The 19,260-nt window shown below is 69.4% G+C and carries 12 protein-coding genes and 1 riboswitch; of the genes, 9 read left to right on the top strand and 3 right to left on the bottom strand.

The window, feature by feature from the left end; genetic code table 11:
• Positions 1–99 precede the first annotated feature (99 nt).
• From ACFCZF_RS32755 to ACFCZF_RS32765, 3 genes are all read right to left on the bottom strand, one after another.
• Complete coding sequence (locus ACFCZF_RS32755; protein WP_375911509.1) at positions 100–873, bottom strand: ABC transporter ATP-binding protein; 774 nt, start codon at positions 871–873, stop codon at positions 100–102.
• A complete protein-coding gene (locus tag ACFCZF_RS32760) occupies positions 873–1,976 on the bottom strand; it encodes a FecCD family ABC transporter permease (protein WP_375911506.1) in 1,104 nt (367 codons plus the stop codon). Before ACFCZF_RS32760 ends, ACFCZF_RS32755 begins: the two co-directional genes overlap by 1 nt.
• 101 nt (positions 1,977–2,077) lie before the next feature.
• A riboswitch (cobalamin riboswitch) is annotated at positions 2,078–2,213 on the bottom strand.
• An 84-nt stretch (positions 2,214–2,297) separates the two neighbouring features.
• Positions 2,298–4,019: a carbohydrate-binding module family 20 domain-containing protein gene (locus ACFCZF_RS32765; RefSeq protein WP_376674724.1), complete on the bottom strand. Its 1,722-nt coding sequence runs from the start codon at positions 4,017–4,019 to the stop codon at positions 2,298–2,300.
• Between the two features lie 301 nt (positions 4,020–4,320).
• On the opposite strand from ACFCZF_RS32765, the gene ACFCZF_RS32770 reads away from it, so the two are divergent.
• The 9 genes from ACFCZF_RS32770 to ACFCZF_RS32810 all read left to right on the top strand — a co-directional run bounded on the left by ACFCZF_RS32770 (position 4,321) and on the right by ACFCZF_RS32810 (position 19,224).
• Entirely contained in the window at positions 4,321–5,277 is a 957-nt protein-coding gene (locus ACFCZF_RS32770; RefSeq protein WP_376674725.1) for an endonuclease/exonuclease/phosphatase family protein, read from the top strand.
• Positions 5,278–5,364: 87 nt separating this feature from the next.
• Positions 5,365–6,375, top strand: a complete 1,011-nt coding sequence (locus ACFCZF_RS32775) for a LacI family DNA-binding transcriptional regulator (RefSeq protein WP_376674726.1) — start codon at positions 5,365–5,367, stop codon at positions 6,373–6,375.
• A gap of 320 nt (positions 6,376–6,695) precedes the next feature.
• Complete coding sequence (locus ACFCZF_RS32780) at positions 6,696–10,985, top strand: discoidin domain-containing protein (RefSeq protein ID WP_376674727.1); 4,290 nt, start codon at positions 6,696–6,698, stop codon at positions 10,983–10,985.
• An 86-nt stretch (positions 10,986–11,071) separates the two neighbouring features.
• On the top strand, positions 11,072–12,085 hold the full coding sequence (locus tag ACFCZF_RS32785) for a LacI family DNA-binding transcriptional regulator (protein WP_375911491.1): 1,014 nt from the start codon (positions 11,072–11,074) through the stop codon (positions 12,083–12,085).
• Between the two features lie 151 nt (positions 12,086–12,236).
• Entirely contained in the window at positions 12,237–13,652 is a 1,416-nt protein-coding gene (locus ACFCZF_RS32790) for an ABC transporter substrate-binding protein (RefSeq protein ID WP_376674728.1), read from the top strand.
• A 67-nt stretch (positions 13,653–13,719) separates the two neighbouring features.
• The gene (locus tag ACFCZF_RS32795; RefSeq protein ID WP_376674729.1) at positions 13,720–14,679 is read left to right on the top strand and encodes a carbohydrate ABC transporter permease; all 960 of its coding nucleotides are present in this window, start codon (positions 13,720–13,722) and stop codon (positions 14,677–14,679) included.
• 17 nt (positions 14,680–14,696) lie between these two features.
• The gene (locus tag ACFCZF_RS32800) at positions 14,697–15,572 is read left to right on the top strand and encodes a carbohydrate ABC transporter permease (protein ID WP_121745710.1); all 876 of its coding nucleotides are present in this window, start codon (positions 14,697–14,699) and stop codon (positions 15,570–15,572) included.
• Positions 15,573–15,721: 149 nt separating this feature from the next.
• A complete protein-coding gene (locus tag ACFCZF_RS32805) occupies positions 15,722–17,326 on the top strand; it encodes a glycoside hydrolase family 13 protein (RefSeq protein WP_376674730.1) in 1,605 nt (534 codons plus the stop codon).
• Positions 17,327–17,439: 113 nt separating this feature from the next.
• A complete protein-coding gene (locus ACFCZF_RS32810; protein ID WP_376674731.1) occupies positions 17,440–19,224 on the top strand; it encodes a SpoIIE family protein phosphatase in 1,785 nt (594 codons plus the stop codon).
• Positions 19,225–19,260 lie beyond the last annotated feature (36 nt).

Consider the following 19,260-nt stretch of genomic DNA (forward strand, 5'->3'; position numbering starts at 1 on the left):
GGTAGATGTCGCAATCCACACCGAACCCAGAAGGCCCTCACCTGTTCAAGCACCCAGCACGCGTGTCACCAACGTCCCGGGACAGCACACCTAGGCGGACTACTGAGAGGGGAGGCGGTCGAAGAGCAGTTGAACCGCGCCTGTCTCCGGGTGGGGCACCCGGTGCGCCCGGACTCCGAAGACGTCGGCCAGCAGGTCGGGCGTGAGAACGTCGTGAGGGGCGCCGGAAGCGACGATCCGCCCGCCCTCGACGACGTGGAGAAGATCGCAGTGGAGGGCGGCCAGGTTGAGGTCGTGCAGTGCCGTGAGCACGGTCAGCCCGCTGTCCCGCACCAGGGAGAGCACCTCCAACTGCTGCGCGATGTCGAGGTGATTGGTGGGCTCGTCCAGCACCAGTACCTGCGGCTGCTGAGCGAGGGCGCGGGCGATCAGGACCCGTTGCTTCTCACCGCCGGAGAGCGTGAGGAAGCCGCGGTGGGCCAGATGGCCGGCGCCGACTCCGTCCAGTGCGGCGGCACACGTCCGCCGGTCCTCGTCGGTCTCGCGGGCCACCGCCCCCTGGTGCGGCAGTCTGCCCATGGCCACGACCTCGGCCACCGTGAAGTCGAACTCCGCGACCACTTCCTGCGGAAGGGCGGCGAGCCGGCGCGCGCTTTCGCGCGCGCTCATGGCCACCAGGTCGTCACCGCCGAGACGTACCGCACCCGCCGTGGGACGCAGGGCCCGGTAGACGCATCGCAACAGGGTCGACTTGCCGCTGCCGTTGGGCCCGACGAGCCCCACGACCTGTCCACTGCCCGCCCGCAGTGAGACGTCCTCCAGCACGCGCGCCCCGGAGATCTCCACTGTGACGGTGTCGATGTCGATCTGCATCACACGCCTCCGAAGGTGTAGGTGCGGCGGCGCATGAGCAGGACGAAGCAGGGCACGCCGATGGCGGCGGTCAGTACGCCCAGCGGCAGCTCGGCCGGGGCGAGCACCACGCGCGACAGGATGTCCACCCAGATCAGCAGCACGGCGCCGGCCAGCGGGGCCACGGCCAGCAGCCTGCGGTGGTCCGCCCCGACCAGCATCCGGGCGGCGTGCGGAACCATCAGGCCCACGAAGCCGATCGCCCCGCTGACCGCGACCACGGCCCCGGTGACGGCGGCTGCGGTGAGGAACAGTTCCTTGCGCAGCCGCCCGGGGTCCACGCCCAGCGCGGCAGCGGTCTCGTCGCCCATGGCGAGGGCGTTCAGGCGCCGGGCCGACCAGCCGAGGTGGACGAGGCCGCCGAGTACCGCGCCCGCGGCGATCGGTACGGAGGACCAGCTCGCGCCGCCCAGACTGCCGAGCAGCCACATCACCGCGGACCGGGCCGCTTCACCGTGTTCGGCGGCGAACACCATGAACGTGGTCACGGCCGAGAACCCGTAGTACAACGCGGTACCGGTCAGCACCAGCCGGAGCGGCGTCAGCCCCCTCGGGGTCCGGGCGATCGCGTACACCAGCGTCATGGCGGCGAGCGCGGAGACGAACGCCGCCGTGGACAGCGCCCAGATACCGAGAGCGCCGAAGGCGCCGAAGATGAGCACGGCGTTGGCTCCGACGGCGGCGCCGGAGGAGATGCCGAGTACGAACGGGTCCGCGAGCGCGTTGCGGACCATGGCCTGTACGGCGACGCCGACGGATGCCAGACCGGCACCGACGACGGCCGCGAGCACGGCGCGGGGGAAGCGGAGTTCCCACACGATGGTGTAGGAGGAGACCTCGTCCGGTGCGATGGCCCCGCCGGTCAGCCCCGCCCAGAGGTAGTGCAGCGCCTCGCTCCACGAGAGCCCCGACGCCCCGATGCCCGCCCCGCAGGCCAGGGAGACGGGGAGCGCGACGCACAGGGCCGTCACGAGCAGGGGCAGCGAGACACGCTGAGGTGGTGGGGGTCCGCCGCTCGTACGTTGGTGCGGTACGACGGGTTTACGGTCGCGGAGCGTGGCCACAGGCGGATCGCTTTCGCCTCGGGCCGTGCACCTGCGTGTTCGAAGGAGCGGGCCCGGGCGCTGGGCGCCGTGCGCAGCACCTCTCGCAGTCCACGGCGATTGACAGGAGCTTCACCACCGCGGGTAATCGGGCTTACGGAACCACCCTGTTCGAGGGCTCCGCCTACCGTTGCGGGTCAGCGCCGGACTTCGACCGGACTTCCCCCGCGAGGCGCTTGCAGCTTAGCGCCTGTCCCACGCCCGCTCTCCACGGGGAAGGCACAGGCGGCTGTGGCCGTCCCCGTCGACAGAGGCGGGGACGGCCACAGGAGGCAGGCGGGGTCAGCCGCGCCAGGTGTCGTTGAGTGTGGTTTTGGTGGAGGTGACGGTCGCGGTGCGGTTGGCGCCGCTTTCCCAGGTCACGTTCCCTGCCTCGTCCTTGCGGATGTACTTGTACTCGAAGGACGTGCCCTCGGGGAGCTCCACGTCCAGTTTCCACACCGGATAGGCGGCCGGGTCGAGCTTGAGGGCGCTGCCCGGGTTCCAGTTGCCCAGTTCCGGCCTGTTGCCGGTCACGTAGATGTTCTGGCCCGGGTTGGTGGAGGCGTTGACGGCGAAGGACACGCCGGAGGTCACCGGGTCGGGGTCGGGAGCGGTGCCACCGTCGCAGTTCCGGGCGTTGACGTGCAGGGCCGCGGCCGTGTGGGCGCCGAGGGTGGCGGTGAACCGGCCGGATCCGTCGACGGTGACACCCTTGCCGGACTGAACGTCGCAGTAGTCGCCGGCGGGCAGCGACGTCTGGAACGTACGGGTCAGCGAGGAGCCCTCGTGGTTGATGGCGACGTACGCCTTGGAGCCGCGCCCGAAGGCGATCCGGTCGCCGCCGTTGTCCCACCAGTCGGTCACCGACTGGCCGCGGGCGGCGTTGCGGAAGCCGACCATGGAGGAGATCTCGCGCCAGGCGTGCTGGCACTTCCAGCCGTCGCTGTAGCAGGCGTTCACCTGGCCGCCGCTCGGCGGGCCCGCGTCGCGGTCGGAGAACTCGTAGCCGGAGTGGACGTCGGGGTTGCCGTACGGCCAGGCCAGCATGAAGACGTTGGCCAGGGTGTAGTTGGCGCCGTCCTTGTAGCTGAGGGTCTCGCCGTTGCGTTCGGTGTCGTGGTTGGCGACGAAGACGTTGGACTTGTCCGAGGGCATGTGGCCCCAGGCTTCGCCGAAGTTCTTCAGGTACGCGAGGTTCTCGCCGTTGAAGACGCGCTTGAGGTCGCGTCCGTAGCGGAATTCCTGGACGTCGCCGCTGCCGAGGTACTCGGTCGGGGAGACGGCCTCGCCGGCACCGTGGATGGCCTCGTGCTTCCAGTACACGTTCGGGTTGCTGAGGCGGGACTTGATGTCGGCCAGGTCTCCGGCGGCCATGTGCTTGGCCGCGTCGATCCGGAAGCCGTCGACGCCGAGTGACAGCAGGTCGTTGAGGTAGCCGGCGATCCTGCCCCGGACGTAGTCCTCGCCGGTGTCCAGGTCCGCGAGCCCGACCAGCTCGCACTCCTGGACGTTGAAGCGGTTGCGGTAGTCGTTGATCTGCGAGGTGCAGTTGTCGAAGTCGGGCGCCGAGTAGATGCCCGGATAGTTGTACTTGGTGTACGACGAGCCGCCGGTTCCGGTGCCGTTCCCGGCCGACATATGGTTGATGACCGAGTCGGCGACGACCTTCACACCCGCCGCGTGACACGTGTCGACCATGCTCTTGAACTGTCCGCGGTCACCGAGGCGGCCCGCGATCTTGTAGCTGACCGGCTGGTAGGAGGTCCACCACTGCCCGCCCTGGATGTGCTCCTGAGGCGGGGAGACCTGGACGAAGCCGTAGCCGGCCGGGCCGAGGGTGTCGGTGCACGCCTTGGCGACCGAACTGAACTTCCATTCGAACATCACCGCGGTGACGTCCTTGTCGCCGGGCGGGGAAGCCTGCGCCGGTACCGCGGTGGTGAGGAGGCTGCCGGCCACGCCGGCGGTGAGTGCAAGTGCTGCGGCGGTGTTTCTTCGCGCTCTGCTGATGCTCCTGTGCATGGAGTCTCCCGTGTGAGGATGCGGGTGTCCTGGATGCCGATCGATGGCTGACTGGGGAGTCGGCGCACCCTTGCAATACATTTCTGCAAGATGACTGCAAGGTGTTGCGGTCGTGACCGTAAGGGCACTGTTCTGTACCGGTCAAGGCTTTGAACGAGGCCGACTGCCGGGACGTGACGTGGCGTCATTTCTGCAACTTTCCGGTTCTTCTTGCAGCACGGGAACGTTCGCGCCTCCCCGCACCGGAACCCGATCCACCTGGTGCGGCGTCCTGACGAGCAAGGACGAGTGGACGGGAACGATGGTCGAACGAACGGAAACGCGGGGCAGGTCGGTGTGGGCGCGGGGGCGAGTGCTCGCCGGGGCGGCGGTGCTGACGGCCGCCCTGCTGGTGCTCCACGGGGTGGTCCCCAATGCGGTGGGCGGGCTGGGCAGTCTGCTGGAATCGTTCCTGCCGTGGCTCGGCCTGGTGATCGTGGTGCTGCTCCTCCTCGCGCTGCTGCGCCGCTCGGCCGTCGCGCTGGTGGCGCTGCTCCTGCCGCTGGCTGCCTGGACGTACCTCTTCGGCGGACTGCTCCTGCCCGCGCCGGAGCCCGGCGCCGCCGACCTGGTCGTGGTGCAGCACAACGTCAGCGACGAGAACACCGACCCCGCGGGCACGGCCCGTGCACTGGCCGATGCCGGGCCCGACCTCATCGCGCTCCAGGAGCTGGTGCCGCCGGCACTGGACGTGTACGAGAAGACTCTCGCCGCGGAGTACCCGTACCGGACGGTTCAGGGCACGGTCGGACTCTGGTCGAGGCATCCGCTCACCGGTGCCCGGCCGCTCGACATCAAGCCCCGGGGCATCACGGAGGAGTGGAACCGCGGACTGCGGTCCTCGGTGCACACGCCGCACGGTGAGATCGCCGTGTACGTCGCGCACCTGCCCTCGGTCCGCGTCCGGGCGAGCGGCCTCGCGTCGTCCTGGCGGGACGAGAGCGCCGGCCTGCTGGGCGACGCCGTCGCGGCCGAGCGACTGAGCCGGATCGTCCTGCTGGGCGACCTCAACGGCACGGTCGACGACCGCGCGCTGGATCCGCTGACGACGCACCTGAACGTGGCCGAGCGGGGCCTCGCGCTCAGCTTCCCCGCCACCTTCCCGGTGGCCCGGATCGACCAGGTCATGGCCCGCTCCGCGACCGTCGGCCACATCCGCACCCTCCCCGCCACCGGAAGCGATCACCTTCCGGTCGTCGCCCGGGTCAGGGTGGACTGAAAGGGGCATACGCTGCACAGTCGGAGCAAACATCCCAATGCGTCTGGAGAGCAAGCCGCTTACGGAGCTTGCGTTAGCCTTGCGGATGTGACGCGACGACTTGCCCAGGTGGCCAAGAAGGTTGGGGTCAGCGAGGCCACGGTCAGCCGGGTGCTCAATGGCAAGCCCGGTGTTTCCGAGGCGACCCGGCAGTCGGTGCTGAGTGCGTTGGATGTTCTCGGGTACGAGCGGCCGACGCAGTTGCGGGGTGAGCGCGCGCGGCTGGTGGGGCTGGTGCTGCCGGAGTTGCAGAACCCGATCTTCCCCGCCTTCGCCGAGGTCATCGGCGGTGCCCTGGCCCAGCAGGGGCTGACGCCGGTGCTGTGCACCCAGACCAAGGGCGGCGTCTCCGAGGCCGACTACGTCGAGCTGCTGCTGCAGCAGCAGGTGTCGGGTGTCGTCTTCGCGGGCGGGTTGTTCGCCCAGGCCGACGCCCCGCACGACCATTACCGGCTGCTCGCGGAACGCAACATCCCGGTGGTGCTGATCAACGCCTCCATCGAGAACCTCCACTTCCCGTGCATCGCGTGCGACGACGCCGTGGCCGTCGAGCAGTCCTGGCGACACCTCGCGTCCCTCGGTCACGAGCGCATCGGCCTGGTGCTCGGCCCCTCCGACCACATCCCCTCCCGCAGGAAGCTGGCCGCCGCCCGGCAAGCGGCCGAGGCCATGCACACGGAACTTCCCGAGGAGTTCGTCGAGCGGGCCATGTTCTCCCTGGAAGGCGGCCAGGCAGCCGCCTCACGCCTGCTGGAACGCGGAGTCACCGGCATCATCTGCGCCAGCGACCCCCTCGCCCTCGGCGCCGTCCGCGCCGCCCGCCGACGCGGACTCCACGTCCCCCACGACATCTCCGTCGTCGGCTACGACGACTCCGCCTTCATGACCTGCACCGAACCCCCGCTCACCACCGTCCGCCAGCCCATCGAGGCCATGGGACGCGCCGCCGTCGACCTCCTCTGCGCACAGATCCAGGGCACCGAAGTCCCCCACGGCGAGCTGCTCTTCGAACCCGAACTCGTCGTCCGCGGCTCCACCGCACAGGCATCCGCCAAGTAGCAGGACGACGCCCACCCCGGCTCCCTGGCCGCAAGCATCTTGCGGGAAATGGCAGTGGCTTGCGGCTACCCGACGTAGCCCGTGAAAGCCCCTGATCCGGGGCATCAACCGGGGATCTCCCGGTCATCACAGAGAACACTCCGCTGCGCACGGCGCTGAGATCGCCCTGCCTTTCCTGTGGACGACTCGACAGTTCTCTGCAACTCTCTGAGCGCTCAACGTAAATGACGGAGAACATTGAGTGTCTACCTGATGAGCGCATCCGACTGAGCCGTGCCTCGTGGCCATGCGGCGCGAGGCGGAGATCGGGGACAGAACAGATGAGAAACCGGAACTGGAGATCACGTGCCCTGTGCACCGTGGTCGCGACCAGTCTCCTGGCGTTGGGAGGACCGCTGCTGTCGGCCACGGCAGCGGGTGGCCCCAACATCGCCGTGGGAGACGCCACGGCGGCGAGCAGCTCGCACGGCGAGTACGGCGCCGCCAACATCACCGACGGCAACCAGGGTTCGTACTGGCAGAGCGGCGGCGGCAGCCTGCCCCAGTGGGTGCAGACCGACCTCGGTGCCACCGAGCGGATCGACGAGGTCGTCCTGAGACTGCCCGCCGGCTGGGAGCGACGCGACCAGACGCTCTCGGTACAGGGCAGCGCCGACGGCACGAGCTTCAGCACACTGAAGAGTTCCGCCACCTACGCCTTCAGCCCGGGGTCGGGCAACACGGTCACCGTGAGCTTCCCCGCCACTCGGACGCGGTTCGTGCGGATCGATGTCACGGCGAACACCGGGTGGCAGGCGGCCCAGCTCTCCGAGCTCGAAGTGCACGCGGCCGGGGAGGCGTCCACGAACCTCGCCGCCGGCCGCCGGCTGACGGCAAGCAGCTCCACGGGGGCGTACACGCCCGGGAACGGAAACGACGGCAACAAGGCCACCTACTGGGAGAGTTCCAACAACGACCTGCCCCAGTGGCTCCAGGCCGACCTCGGCTCGTCCCGGCGGATCGACCGCGTCGTGCTGCGCCTGCCGGACGGCTGGCCGGCCCGCAGCCAGACCCTGAAGATCCAGAGCAGTGACAACGGCTCGGACTTCACCGACCTGACCGCCTCCAAGGCGTACGCCTTCGACGCGGCGGGCGGCCAGTCGGCCACGATCACCTTCGACGCGACGACCACGCGGTACGTGCGCGTCCTGGTGACGGCCAACACCGGTCAGCCGGCCGCCCAGGTCTCCGAGCTGGAGGTCTACGGCCCGGCGACCGGCGACACACAGGCCCCGACCGCGCCCGCGAACCTCTCCTTCACCGAGCCGGCGACCGGTCAGATCAGACTGACCTGGAACGAGGCCACGGACGACACGGCCGTCACCGGCTACGACATCTACGCGGGCGGCGACCTGCTGACCACGGTCGCGGGCGACGTCACCACCTACACCGACACCCGTCCGGCGGACGCGACGGTCACCTACCACGTGCGTGCCAAGGACGCGGCCGGCAACCAGTCGGGCAACAGCAACTCGGTCACCCGCCGCGCCGACACCGGTGACACCCAGGCGCCCACCGCGCCCGCGAACCTCGCCCTCACCGAGCCGGCCGCCGGTCAGATCAAGCTGACCTGGGACGCCTCGACGGACGACAAGGGCGTCACCGGCTACGACGTCTACGCCGACAACAAGCTCCGCAAGAGCGTCGCCGGTGATGTGACCACCTACACCGACACCCAGCCGGCGTCCGCGAACGTGACCTACCACGTACGGGCGAAGGACGCGGCCGGCAACCAGTCGGGCAACAGCAACTCGGTCACCCGCACCGGCAGCGGAGGAGCGTCGAACCTGGCCGTCGGCAAGCCGATCAGCGCCTCGTCCTTCATCCACACCTACGTCGCCCAGAACGCCAACGACAACAGCACGTCGACCTACTGGGAGGGGGCGGCGGGCAGCTACCCGAACACGCTCACCCTCAAGCTGGGCGCCAACGCGGACGTCGACAGCGTCGTCCTCAAGCTCAACCCGGACAACAGCTGGTCCAAGCGCACCCAGAACATCCAGGTGCTCGGACGGGAGCAGGACGCGTCCGGCTTCACCACTCTGGTGGCCGCGAAGGACTATGTCTTCGACCCGGCGAGCGGCGGCAACAGCGTGACCATCCCCGTCGACGACCGGATCGCCGACGTCCAGCTCAGGTTCACGTCCAACACCGGGGCGACGGCCGGGCAGATCGCCGAGTTCCAGGTCATCGGCGCTCCCGCGCCCAACCCGGATCTGGAGGTGACGAAGCTGACCACCTCGCCCGCCTCGCCCGTCGAGTCGGACGAGATCACGGTGTCCGCCACCGTCCGCAACAGCGGCCCGGCGAACGCCCCGGCCGGCACGGTCGCCCTGCGGCTGGGCGACACCGAGGTCGCCACCGCCGAGGTCGGCGCCCTGGAGGCAGGCGCGCAGAGCACGGTCAGCGCGTCCATCGGGGCACGCGAGGCCGGCTCCTACGAACTGAGCGCGGTCGCCGACGAGGCGAACGAGATCACCGAGCAGAACGAGACCAACAACACCTACACGCGGCCCGAACCGCTGGTGGTCAAGCCGGTCCAGAGCTCCGACCTGGTCGCCGCGACGGTCACCACCTCGCCGTCCAGCCCGGCCGCCGGTGACGACGTGGCCTTCAAGGTCGCGCTGAGGAACCAGGGCACCCAGGACTCGGCGGGAGGCAGCCACGCGGTGACGCTCGCCCTGGTCGACTCCAAGGGCACCACGGTCAAGACGCTGACCGGCGCGCACTCCGGTGTCATCGCCGCCGGCACCACGGCCCCCGCCGTGAGCCTCGGCACCTGGAAGGCGGCCAACGGCTCGTACACCCTGAGGGTCACGGTCGCCGACGACGCGAACGAGTTGCCGGTCAAGCGGGAGAACAACACCTCCACGCAGCCGCTGTTCGTCGGGCGCGGCGCCAACATGCCGTACGACATGTACGAGGCGGAGGACGGCACGGTCGGCGGCGGCGCCAAGGTGGTCGGGCCCAACCGGACCATCGGCGACATCGCGGGCGAGGCGTCCGGCCGCAAGGCCGTGCACCTCGACGCGACCGGTGAGTACGTGGAGTTCACCACGAAGGCGGAGACCAACACCCTGGTGACCCGCTTCTCGATCCCGGACGCGCCGGGCGGCGGCGGGATCAACTCGACGATCAACGTGTACGTCGACGGCGTCATGAAGAAGGCGCTCCCGCTCACCTCGAAGTACGCCTGGCTGTACGGCAACGAGGCGGCGCCCGGCAACTCCCCCGGCGCGGGCGCGCCGCGTCACATCTACGACGAGGCCCACATCATGCTGGGCGAGACCGTGCCGGCGGGCAGCAGGATCCGGCTCCAGAAGGACGCCGCGAACACCACCGACTACGCGATCGACTTCGTCAACCTGGAACAGGTCGCCCCGGTGGGCAACCCGGACCCGGCGGCGTACGCGGTGCCCACCGGGTTCACGCACCAGGACGTGCAGAACGCGCTCGACCGGGTGCGCATGGACGGCTCCGGCAAGCTCGTCGGTGTGTACCTGCCGCCCGGCGACTACCAGACGTCGAGCAAGTTCCAGGTGTACGGCAAGGCGGTCAAGGTGGTGGGCGCCGGTCCGTGGTTCACCCAGTTCCACGCGCCCACGACGCAGGACAACACCGACGTCGGCTTCCGGGCCGACGCCACGGCGAAGGGCTCGTCGTTCGCGAACTTCGCCTACTTCGGCAACTACACCAGCCGCATCGACGGGCCGGGCAAGGTGTTCGACTTCTCCAACGTGTCGGACATCGTGATCGACAACATCTGGAACGAGCACATGGTGTGCCTCTACTGGGGCGCCAACACGGACCGGGTCACGATCAAGAACTCCCGGATCCGCAACATGTTCGCCGACGGCGTCAACATGACCAACGGCTCGACCGACAACCTCGTGTCCAACAACGACGCCAGGGCGACCGGTGACGACAGCTTCGCGCTGTTCTCCGCGATCGACGCGGGCGGCGCGGACATGAAGAACAACCTGTACGAGAACCTCACGACGACGCTGACCTGGCGCGCCGCGGGTCTCGCCGTCTACGGCGGCTACAACAACACCTTCCGCAACATCCACATCGCGGACACCCTGGTCTACTCGGGCATCACCATCAGCTCGCTGGACTTCGGTTACCCGATGAACGGCTTCGGCACCGATCCGACGACCTTCGAGAACATCTCGATCGTCCGGGCCGGCGGCCACTTCTGGGGAGGGCAGACCTTCCCGGGCATCTGGGTGTTCTCGGCGTCCAAGGTGTTCCAGGGCATCCGGGTCAACAACGTCGACATCGTCGACCCGACGTACAGCGGCATCATGTTCCAGACGAACTACGTGGGAGGTCAGCCGCAGTTCCCGATCAAGGACACGGTCTTCACCGACGTCACCATCTCGGGCGCGCGCAAGAGCGGTGACGCGTTCGACGCCAAGTCCGGTTTCGGTCTCTGGGCCAATGAGATGCCCGAGGCGGGGCAGGGTCCGGCGGTCGGTGAGGTCGTCTTCAACGGGCTGAAGCTCAGCGACAACGCCGTGGACGTACGCAACACGACGTCCACCTTCAAGATCATCAGAAACCCGTAGGTCGACGCCGACACGGCGACTGACGTGTCGGACGGATCGAAGGCTGGCGCAAGCCTCTTGCGGAGGCTTGCGCTAGTCTTGCGTGTGTGACGCGACGACTTGCTCAAGTAGCGAAGAAGGTTGGGGTCAGCGAGGCCACGGTCAGCCGGGTGCTCAACGACAAACCGGGGGTCTCGGAGGCGACCCGGCAGTCGGTGCTGAGTGCGTTGGATGTTCTCGGGTACGAGCGGCCGACGCAGTTGCGGGGTGAGCGCGCGCGGCTGGTGGGGCTGGTGCTGCCGGAGTTGCAGAACCCGATCTTTCCGGCGTTCGCCGAGGTCATCGGCGGTGCCCTGGCCCAGCAGGGGCTGACGCCGGTGCTGTGCACCCAGACCAAGGGCGGCGTCTCCGAGGCCGACTACGTCGAGCTGCTGTTGCAGCAGCAGGTGTCGGGCGTGGTGTTCGCCGGCGGTGGGTTGTTCGCCCAGGCCGACGCCCCGCACGACCACTACCGTCTGCTCGCCGAGCGCAACATCCCCGTCGTGCTGATCAACGCCTCCATCGCGGACCTCGACTTTCCCTGCATCGCGTGCGACGACGCCGTGGCCGTCGAGCAGTCCTGGCGGCACCTCGCGTCCCTCGGTCACGAGCGCATCGGTCTGGTGCTCGGCCCCTCCGACCACATCCCCTCCCGCAGGAAGCTGGCCGCCGCCCGGCAAGCGGCCGAGGCCATGCACACGGAGCTTCCCGAGGAGTTCGTCGAGCGGGCCATGTTCTCCCTGGAAGGCGGCCAGGCAGCCGCCTCACGCCTGCTGGAACGCGGAGTCACCGGCATCATCTGCGCCAGCGACCCCCTCGCCCTCGGCGCCGTCCGCGCCGCCCGCCGACGCGGACTCCACGTCCCCCACGACATCTCCGTCGTCGGCTACGACGACTCCGCCTTCATGACCTGCACCGAACCCCCGCTCACCACCGTCCGCCAGCCCATCGAAGCCATGGGACGCGCCGCCGTCGACCTCCTCTGCGCACAGATCCAGGGCACCGAAGTCCCCCACCGGGAGCTGCTCTTCGAGCCCGAACTCGTCGTCCGCGGCTCCACCGCACAGGCATCCGCCAAGTAACCGCACCTCAACATCTTCGGCAGGCTGTCGAGCAATTACGAAATCAGCGCGAGATATTGCGTTCACTTGTTCGCGGTGGTTGAGTGAGCGGCGCCCCACAACGCATCGGCGGTGGGGCGCCTTCCACGTTCATGCCCGAAGGGGACCACCCATGAGAAGTGCTCGGTTCCGCCGTACTCGCCGTGCCGGCGCCATCACGCTCGTCTCCGCCCTCACCCTGACCGCTCTGGCCGCCTGCGGCACGAGCAGCAGTGGCGAAGGCGGCGGTTCCGAAGGCGGCAGCGGGTCCTCCGACCCGGCTGCTCCGCTGGACCCGAAGACCAAGGTGACGATCACCATCGACTGCATGCCCCCGGCGGCGAAGGCGGCCGAGCTGAAGGAGTGGAAGGAGGACGTCAAGGAGTTCAACAAGACGTACCCCAACGTCACCATCGAGGGCCGCTCCACCCCGGGCCAGTGCCTGGAGCCGCCGCGCTTCACGGCGATGCTCAAGGCCAAGTCGCAGCCCGACGTCTTCTTCACGTACTTCACGGACCTGCCCCAGGTGCTGGACAACGACGGCGCCGAGGACATCACCGCGTACGTCAACGACAAGACGGTGCCGCTCCTGAAGGACATCGACCCGAACGTCCTCGGTTCGCTCAAGCACGAGAACAAGCTCTACGGCCTGCCCACGAGCAACTACACGATGGGCCTGCTGATCAACCGCAGGCTCTTCGAGAAGGCCGGACTCGACCCGGACGCCCCGCCGCGTACCTGGGAGGAGGTCCGCACCGCCGCCAAGAAGATCGCCGACCTGGGCGACGGCATCGCCGGCTTCGGCGAGTACAGCGCGGGCAACACCGGCGGCTGGCACTTCACCGCCCAGATGTACAGCCTCGGCGGCGAGGTCGTCGACGCGAGCGGCAGGAAGGCGGCGTTCAACGACGAGCTGGGCAAGCAGGTCGCCGAGAACCTCCACGCCATGCGCTGGGAGGACGAGAGCATGGGCAAGACCCAGTTGCTCAAGTGGGGTGACCTGCAGAAGCAGATCGCCACCGACAAGCTCGGCATGTTCCTCGCCGCGCCCGACGACATCACGTACATGGTCCAGCAACTCGGTGCCGACTACGAGAACTTCGGCATGGGGCCGATTCCGGGCGAGAAGAACACCCTGGCCGGCGGCAACAGCTACATGATCAAGAAGGGGATCTCCTCCGACAAGATCAAGGCCGGGATCGCCTGGCTGAACTTCCAGAACCTCACCGTCGGCGAGGGACAGTTCAACTGGGCCCGCAAGAAGGCCGACAAGCTGCCCGTCGGCCTCCCGCAGCCCAACTTCTGGCTGAACGAGTCCAAGAAGAAGGACGACGCGGCCCGCATCGAGCACGCCACCATGCCGGTCGAGAACTTCAAGACGTTCATGGACAACCCGGTCCCGGGCATGGCCGAGCCGCCGAAGGCGCAGGAGGTCTACAAGGTCCTGGACAACGTGATGTCGGGCATCCTCACCAACAAGGACGCCGACATCGACAAGCTGCTCTCCAGCGCGGAGCAGCAGGTCAACCAGGTTCTGGCCACGCAGTGACCGGCTCCCTCGGGGGGCGGGCGGCACCGCCCCCCGGGGCCCATGAGATCAGTACCGAGGAGCGACGATGTCGGCCCCCAGCCTGACCCCGAGCAAGGCGGCGAGATCCCGCCACTCCCAGCCGCCGATGGACGGCCCGCCCCCGCCCGGCGGGTCCTTCGGCAGGAGCCTCAAGCGCAATCTCACCGCACACGGCTTCCTGATCGGAGCGGTCCTCTGCTTCGCCTTCTTCTCCTGGTACCCCATGGTCCGGGAGTTCTTCCTCGCCTTCCAGAAGACCGACCAGGGCGAGGTCTCCTGGGTCGGCCTGGACAACCTGCGCACGGTCTTCAACGACCCGGCCTTCTGGCAGGCGTGGCGCAACACACTGCTGTTCACCGTGCTGGCCCTGGTCTTCGGCTTCGCCGTGCCGTTCGTCGTCGCGATCGTCATCAACGAACTCCGGCACGGCAAGGGGTACTTGCGGCTGCTGGTCTATCTGCCGGTGATGCTGCCCCCGGTCGCCGCCGTGCTGCTCTTCAAGTACCTGTACGACCCCGGTTACGGCCTGCTCAACGAGCTGTTCGGCTTCTTCGGGCTGCCCGAGCAGCAGTGGCTGCAGGATCCCGACCTCTCCATGCTCTCCGTGGTCATCGCGTCGACCTGGATGAACATGGGCGGCGCGGCACTGATCTACCTCGCCGCGCTCCAGGGCATACCCGGTGAACTGTACGAGGCGGCGGAGCTGGACGGAGCCGGGCTGCTGCGCAAGATCTGGCACGTGACGATCCCGCAGACGCGGTTGATCCTCTCGCTGATGCTGCTCATGCAGATCATCGCCACCATGCAGGTCTTCGTCGAACCCTTCCTGCTCACCGGCGGCGCCGGCCCCGAGGGCTCCACCACCACCGTCGTCTACCTCATCTACCAGTACGCCTTCAACTTCAACAACTACGGCGCCGCGGCGGCCCTCGGCCTGCTGCTCCTCGTACTCCTCGCCGGATTCTCGGCGGCGTACGTGAAGCTCAGCCGCGCCGAGGACGAGTAGGCCGGGGGAAACCACAGATGTCCACACGCACGCTCATCTCGCCGGCCCAGCTCGCCAGGCCCCGCGGCAAGGTCCTCTACTGGGTGACGTTCGGCGGCGTCGTCACGCTGTTCACGGTGGTCTTCCTCGGCCCGATGTACTGGATGGTCTCCAGCGGGTTCAAGGACACCCAGGAAGTCGTACAGACGCCGCCGACGCTGGTTCCCGAGTCGTTCGAGCCCGACAACTACTCGCAGGCCTGGAACGTCATGGACCTGGCCGGCCTGCTGGGGAACACGCTGTACTACGCGTTCGGCGCCCTGGCCTTCCAGCTGGTCCTCGACGTGGCGGCGGCGTACTCGCTGTCCAAGCTCCGCCCGGTCCTCGGCAAGGCCATCCTGGGCATGATGCTGGCGACGCTGATGATCCCGGCGACGGTGCTGGTCGTGCCGCAGTACCTGACGGTGCTCGACGTGCCGATCTTCGAACGCAACCTGCTGAACACGCCGTGGGCGATCTGGCTGCCCTCGGTGACCAACGCCTTCAACATCTTCCTGCTGAAGCGGTTCTTCGACTCGATCCCGAGGGAACTGCTCGACGCCGCGTCCATGGACGGCGCCTCGCCGATGCGCACCCTCTGGTCGATCGTGCTGCCCATCTCGCGGCCGATCCTCGGCGTGGTGTCCATCTTCGCCATCGTGGGCGTCTGGAAGGACTTCCTCTGGCCCATGCTGACACTGCCCGACCCGGCCAAGCAGACGCTGAACGTCGGCATCTACTCCCTGTCCAACGGCGTGCCCGTCAACGTGCTGATCGCCGCGCTCACCATGGCCTCGCTGCCGACCCTGATCATCTTCCTGATCTTCCAGCGCAACATCATGAGCGGACTCACCGCCGGCGGGCTCAAGGGCTGAGTCTCCCGGGCCCCGCCTCCCCTCCGAGCCCGGAGCAGCCCGCCCCGTCCGACCGGCTCGTCCCCGTCAGCCTTCGCCGCCGGCCCGTCCGACGCCCCGCCCTGTCCGGGCCGGCGGCGAAGATCCACCCTGCCCGAAAGGACCGTCACGTGGCAGCCCCCAACCCGCACCGCACCGAAGACTGGTGGCGCGACGCCGTCATCTACCAGGTGTACCCCCGCAGTTTCGCCGACGGCGACGGCGACGGCACCGGTGACCTCGCGGGCGTCCGGGCGAGACTGCCGTATCTCGCCGAACTCGGGGTCGACGCCGTCTGGTTCACCCCCTGGTACGTCTCGCCACTCGTCGACGGCGGGTACGACGTCGCCGACTACCGCACGATCGACCCGGCCTTCGGCTCCCTCGGCGAGGCCGAGAAGCTGATCGCCGAGGCGCGGGAGCTGGGCGTCCGCACCATCGTCGACATCGTTCCCAACCACGTCTCGGACCAGCACGCCTGGTTCCGGGCGGCGCTGGCCGCGGGCCCGGGCAGCGCGGAGCGGGAGCGCTTCCACTTCCGCCCCGGGCGCGGGGAGAACGGCGAACTCCCGCCCAACAACTGGCCCTCCCAGTTCTCCGGTCGTACCTGGACCCGGGTCCCGGACGGCGAGTGGTACCTCCACCTCTTCACCCCGGAACAGCCCGACCTCAACTGGGCCCACCCCGAGGTGCGCCGGGAGCACGAGGACGTGCTGCGCTTCTGGTTCGAACGGGGCGTCGCGGGCGTGCGGATCGACTCCGCCGCCCTGCTCGCGAAGGACCCCGCGCTCGCGGACTTCGAGGAGGGTGTCGACCCGCACCCGTACATCGACCAGGACGAACTGCACGACGTCTACCGCTCCTGGCGCGCCATCGCCGACGAGTACGGGGCGGTCTTCGTGGGTGAGGTGTGGCTGCCCGACGCGGAGCGCTTCGCCCGCTATCTGCGGCCCGACGAACTGCACACCGCCTTCAACTTCAACTTCCTCGCCTGCCCCTGGGAGGCGGACCGGCTGCGCCGCACCATCGACGACACACTGGCCGAGCACGCCCCGGTCGGTGCCCCCGCCACCTGGGTGCTCTGCAACCACGACGTGACCCGCACCGTGACCCGGTACGGCCGTGAGGACACCGGCTTCGACTTCGCCAAGAAGGCCTTCGCCACCCCGACCGACCTCGTCCTCGGGACCAGGCGGGCCCGGGCGGCCGCACTGCTGACGCTGGCACTGCCCGGGTCGGTCTACCTGTACCAGGGCGAGGAACTCGGGCTGCCCGAGGCGGACGTCCCGCTCGACCGGATCCAGGACCCGATGCACTTCCGCTCCGGGGGCACCGATCCCGGCCGGGACGGCTGCCGCGTACCGCTGCCGTGGTCGGCCGACGCCCCGTACTGCGGTTTCGGCGCCGAGACGGAACCCTGGCTGCCGCAGCCGGCGGACTGGTCGGCGTACGCGGCGGACCGCCAGGGCGCCGACCCGGAGTCGATGCTCACGCTCTACCGCGAGGCGCTGCGTCTGCGGCGCTCCACCGACGGGTTCGGTGACGGCCCCCTCGACTGGCTCCCGGCGCCGGACGGCGTCCTCGCGTTCCGGCGCGGGAGCGGCCTGACGTGCGTCGTCAACCTGTCCGCGGCGCCGGTGGGGCTGCCCGTACCCAGCACGCTCCTGCTGTGCAGCGGGCCGCTCGACGCGGACGGCCGGCTGCCGCGGGACACGGCGGTGTGGCTGCGCGTCTGAGGTGAACCCGGCGACCGCCTCGTTCGGTGGGCCGACCGATCGAGGCGCCGCCGTCGCCTGTCGCCCCGAGGCAGGGCAGAATCGGGGCAGGAGGCCGTGGGAGGAGGCGACGCGTGCGGGAACGACCGTGGCTGCGCGGGGTCCGTCGGCCTCCTGAGCCCCTCGTCGGCGGTCATCGAGCGCTGAAGGCGGCCCTGCGGCCGGTGACCGAGGCGGTGCGCGCCCGGCGCCGACTGGCGTGGCTGAACGAGGCCGGCATGCGCGTCGGGACGACGCTGGACCTGCGGCGCACGGCCGAGGAACTGTCCGGCTTCACCGTGCCCGAACTGGCCGACGGGTGCGCGGTGGACCTGCTGGAGTCGGTGCTCCGCTTCCAGGAGGGCGACCGCTTCGAGGGGGAGGCGGGCACTCCCGAGCTGAGGGCCATGGCGGTCGCGGAGATCCCCGGGCTGAATCTCGCGCCGGACCCGGTGGGCCAGGTCTCGGTGTACACCGCCGACCGGCTGGTACGCACGTGCCTGACCACCCGGAAGCCGGTTCTGGTCACCCGCATGGAGCCGTCCGACTTCCACGCCGTCGCGCCCACTCGCCGGGCGGCCGAACTCATGCGACGCGCGGGCGTGCACTCCTACCTCGCGGTACCGCTGATCGCGCGCGGGGTGCTGCTGGGCCTGGCGGACTTTATCCGGACCGGCAGCCGGTCACCGTTCACCCGGGCCGACGTGGCTCTGGCCATGGAACTGGCGTCCAGGGCGGCCGTGTCCATCGACAACGCCCGGCTCTACGGGCGGGAGCGCGAGCACGTGGTCACGCTGCAGCGGGCCCTGCTCCCCCGGTCCAGCCCGAGTACACCCGGCCTCGACGTGTCCTCGTGCTATGACCCGGCCGGCGATCCGGCCGCCGTGGGCGGCGACTGGTTCGACGTCGTCGCGCTGCCCAGCGGCCGTACGGCGTTGATGGTGGGCGACGTGATGGGGCGCGGGCTGGCCGCCGCCGCGACCATGGGTCGGCTGCGCACGGTGGCCCGCACGCTGATGGCGCTCGACATCGCGCCCGAGCGGCTGCTGGCCCGGCTGGACCTGGCCGCCCGCGACCTGGAGGAGGACCAGGTCGCCACCTGTCTGTGCGCGGTCTACGACCCGTACGGCAGCACCTTCCGCATCGCCAGCGCCGGTCACCCGCCGCCGCTGCTGACCGGTCCCGACGGCACCGCCTCGTTCCTGGACGTGCCCGCCGGGGCGCCGCTGGGGACCGGGGTGATCCCGTACGACCCGGTCGACTGCCCGGTGCCCGAGCGGGGCCGGCTGACGCTGTACACGGACGGTCTGATCAGGTCGCGCACCGCCGACCTCGGCACGCAGATGGAGCGGCTGCGGGAGACGGTCGGCGACGGCGTGCCCGAGAACGGCACGGTGTGCCGGTCCGTCACCGAGCGGGTCGGCGGTGACCGGTCCGACGACGCGATCGTTCTGGTCGCCGGCACCCGGCCGCTCGGTCCCGAGGGCGAGGTGTACGTACGGACGCTGCCGCCGGACGGCAAGGCCGCGGGGCAGGCCCGGACCGCGGTGCGCGAGCAGTTGGTGAAGTGGGGCCTGGACGACCTGGTCGACTCCACGGAGCTGGTGGTCAGCGAGTTGGTCGGCAACGCCCTGCGGTACGGCAACGCCCCCGGTGAGCTGCGGCTCCTGCGACACGAACGACTGTCCGTGGAGGTCTCCGACTCCGGGCCCGACCTGCCGCAGATCCAGCACGCGGACGTGAGCGACGAGAGCGGGCGCGGTCTCCAGCTCATCAACATGCTGTGCCGGCGCTGGGGTTCGTGCCGCACGCCCGAGGGGAAGGTCGTCTGGGCCGAGCAGGACCTGCCCGTGCGTACCGGGACGGTCGGCCCGCAGTAGCGCCGCCCGTACCGTCCCGGCCCGCACCTCCCACCC

The sequence above is a fragment of the Streptomyces sp. NPDC056296 genome (genome assembly GCF_042268605.1).
GTDB lineage: Bacteria > Actinomycetota > Actinomycetes > Streptomycetales > Streptomycetaceae > Streptomyces.

Coding starts and splice junctions, on each gene's coding strand:
- ACFCZF_RS32755 (WP_375911509.1), bottom strand. CDS start 873: ATGCAGATCGACATCGACACCGTCACAGTGGAGATCTCCGGGGCGCGC.
- ACFCZF_RS32765 (WP_376674724.1), bottom strand. CDS start 4,019: ATGCACAGGAGCATCAGCAGAGCGCGAAGAAACACCGCCGCAGCACTT.
- ACFCZF_RS32770 (WP_376674725.1), top strand. CDS start 4,321: ATGGTCGAACGAACGGAAACGCGGGGCAGGTCGGTGTGGGCGCGGGGG.
- ACFCZF_RS32780 (WP_376674727.1), top strand. CDS start 6,696: ATGAGAAACCGGAACTGGAGATCACGTGCCCTGTGCACCGTGGTCGCG.
- ACFCZF_RS32790 (WP_376674728.1), top strand. CDS start 12,237: ATGAGAAGTGCTCGGTTCCGCCGTACTCGCCGTGCCGGCGCCATCACG.
- ACFCZF_RS32795 (WP_376674729.1), top strand. CDS start 13,720: ATGTCGGCCCCCAGCCTGACCCCGAGCAAGGCGGCGAGATCCCGCCAC.
- ACFCZF_RS32800 (WP_121745710.1), top strand. CDS start 14,697: ATGTCCACACGCACGCTCATCTCGCCGGCCCAGCTCGCCAGGCCCCGC.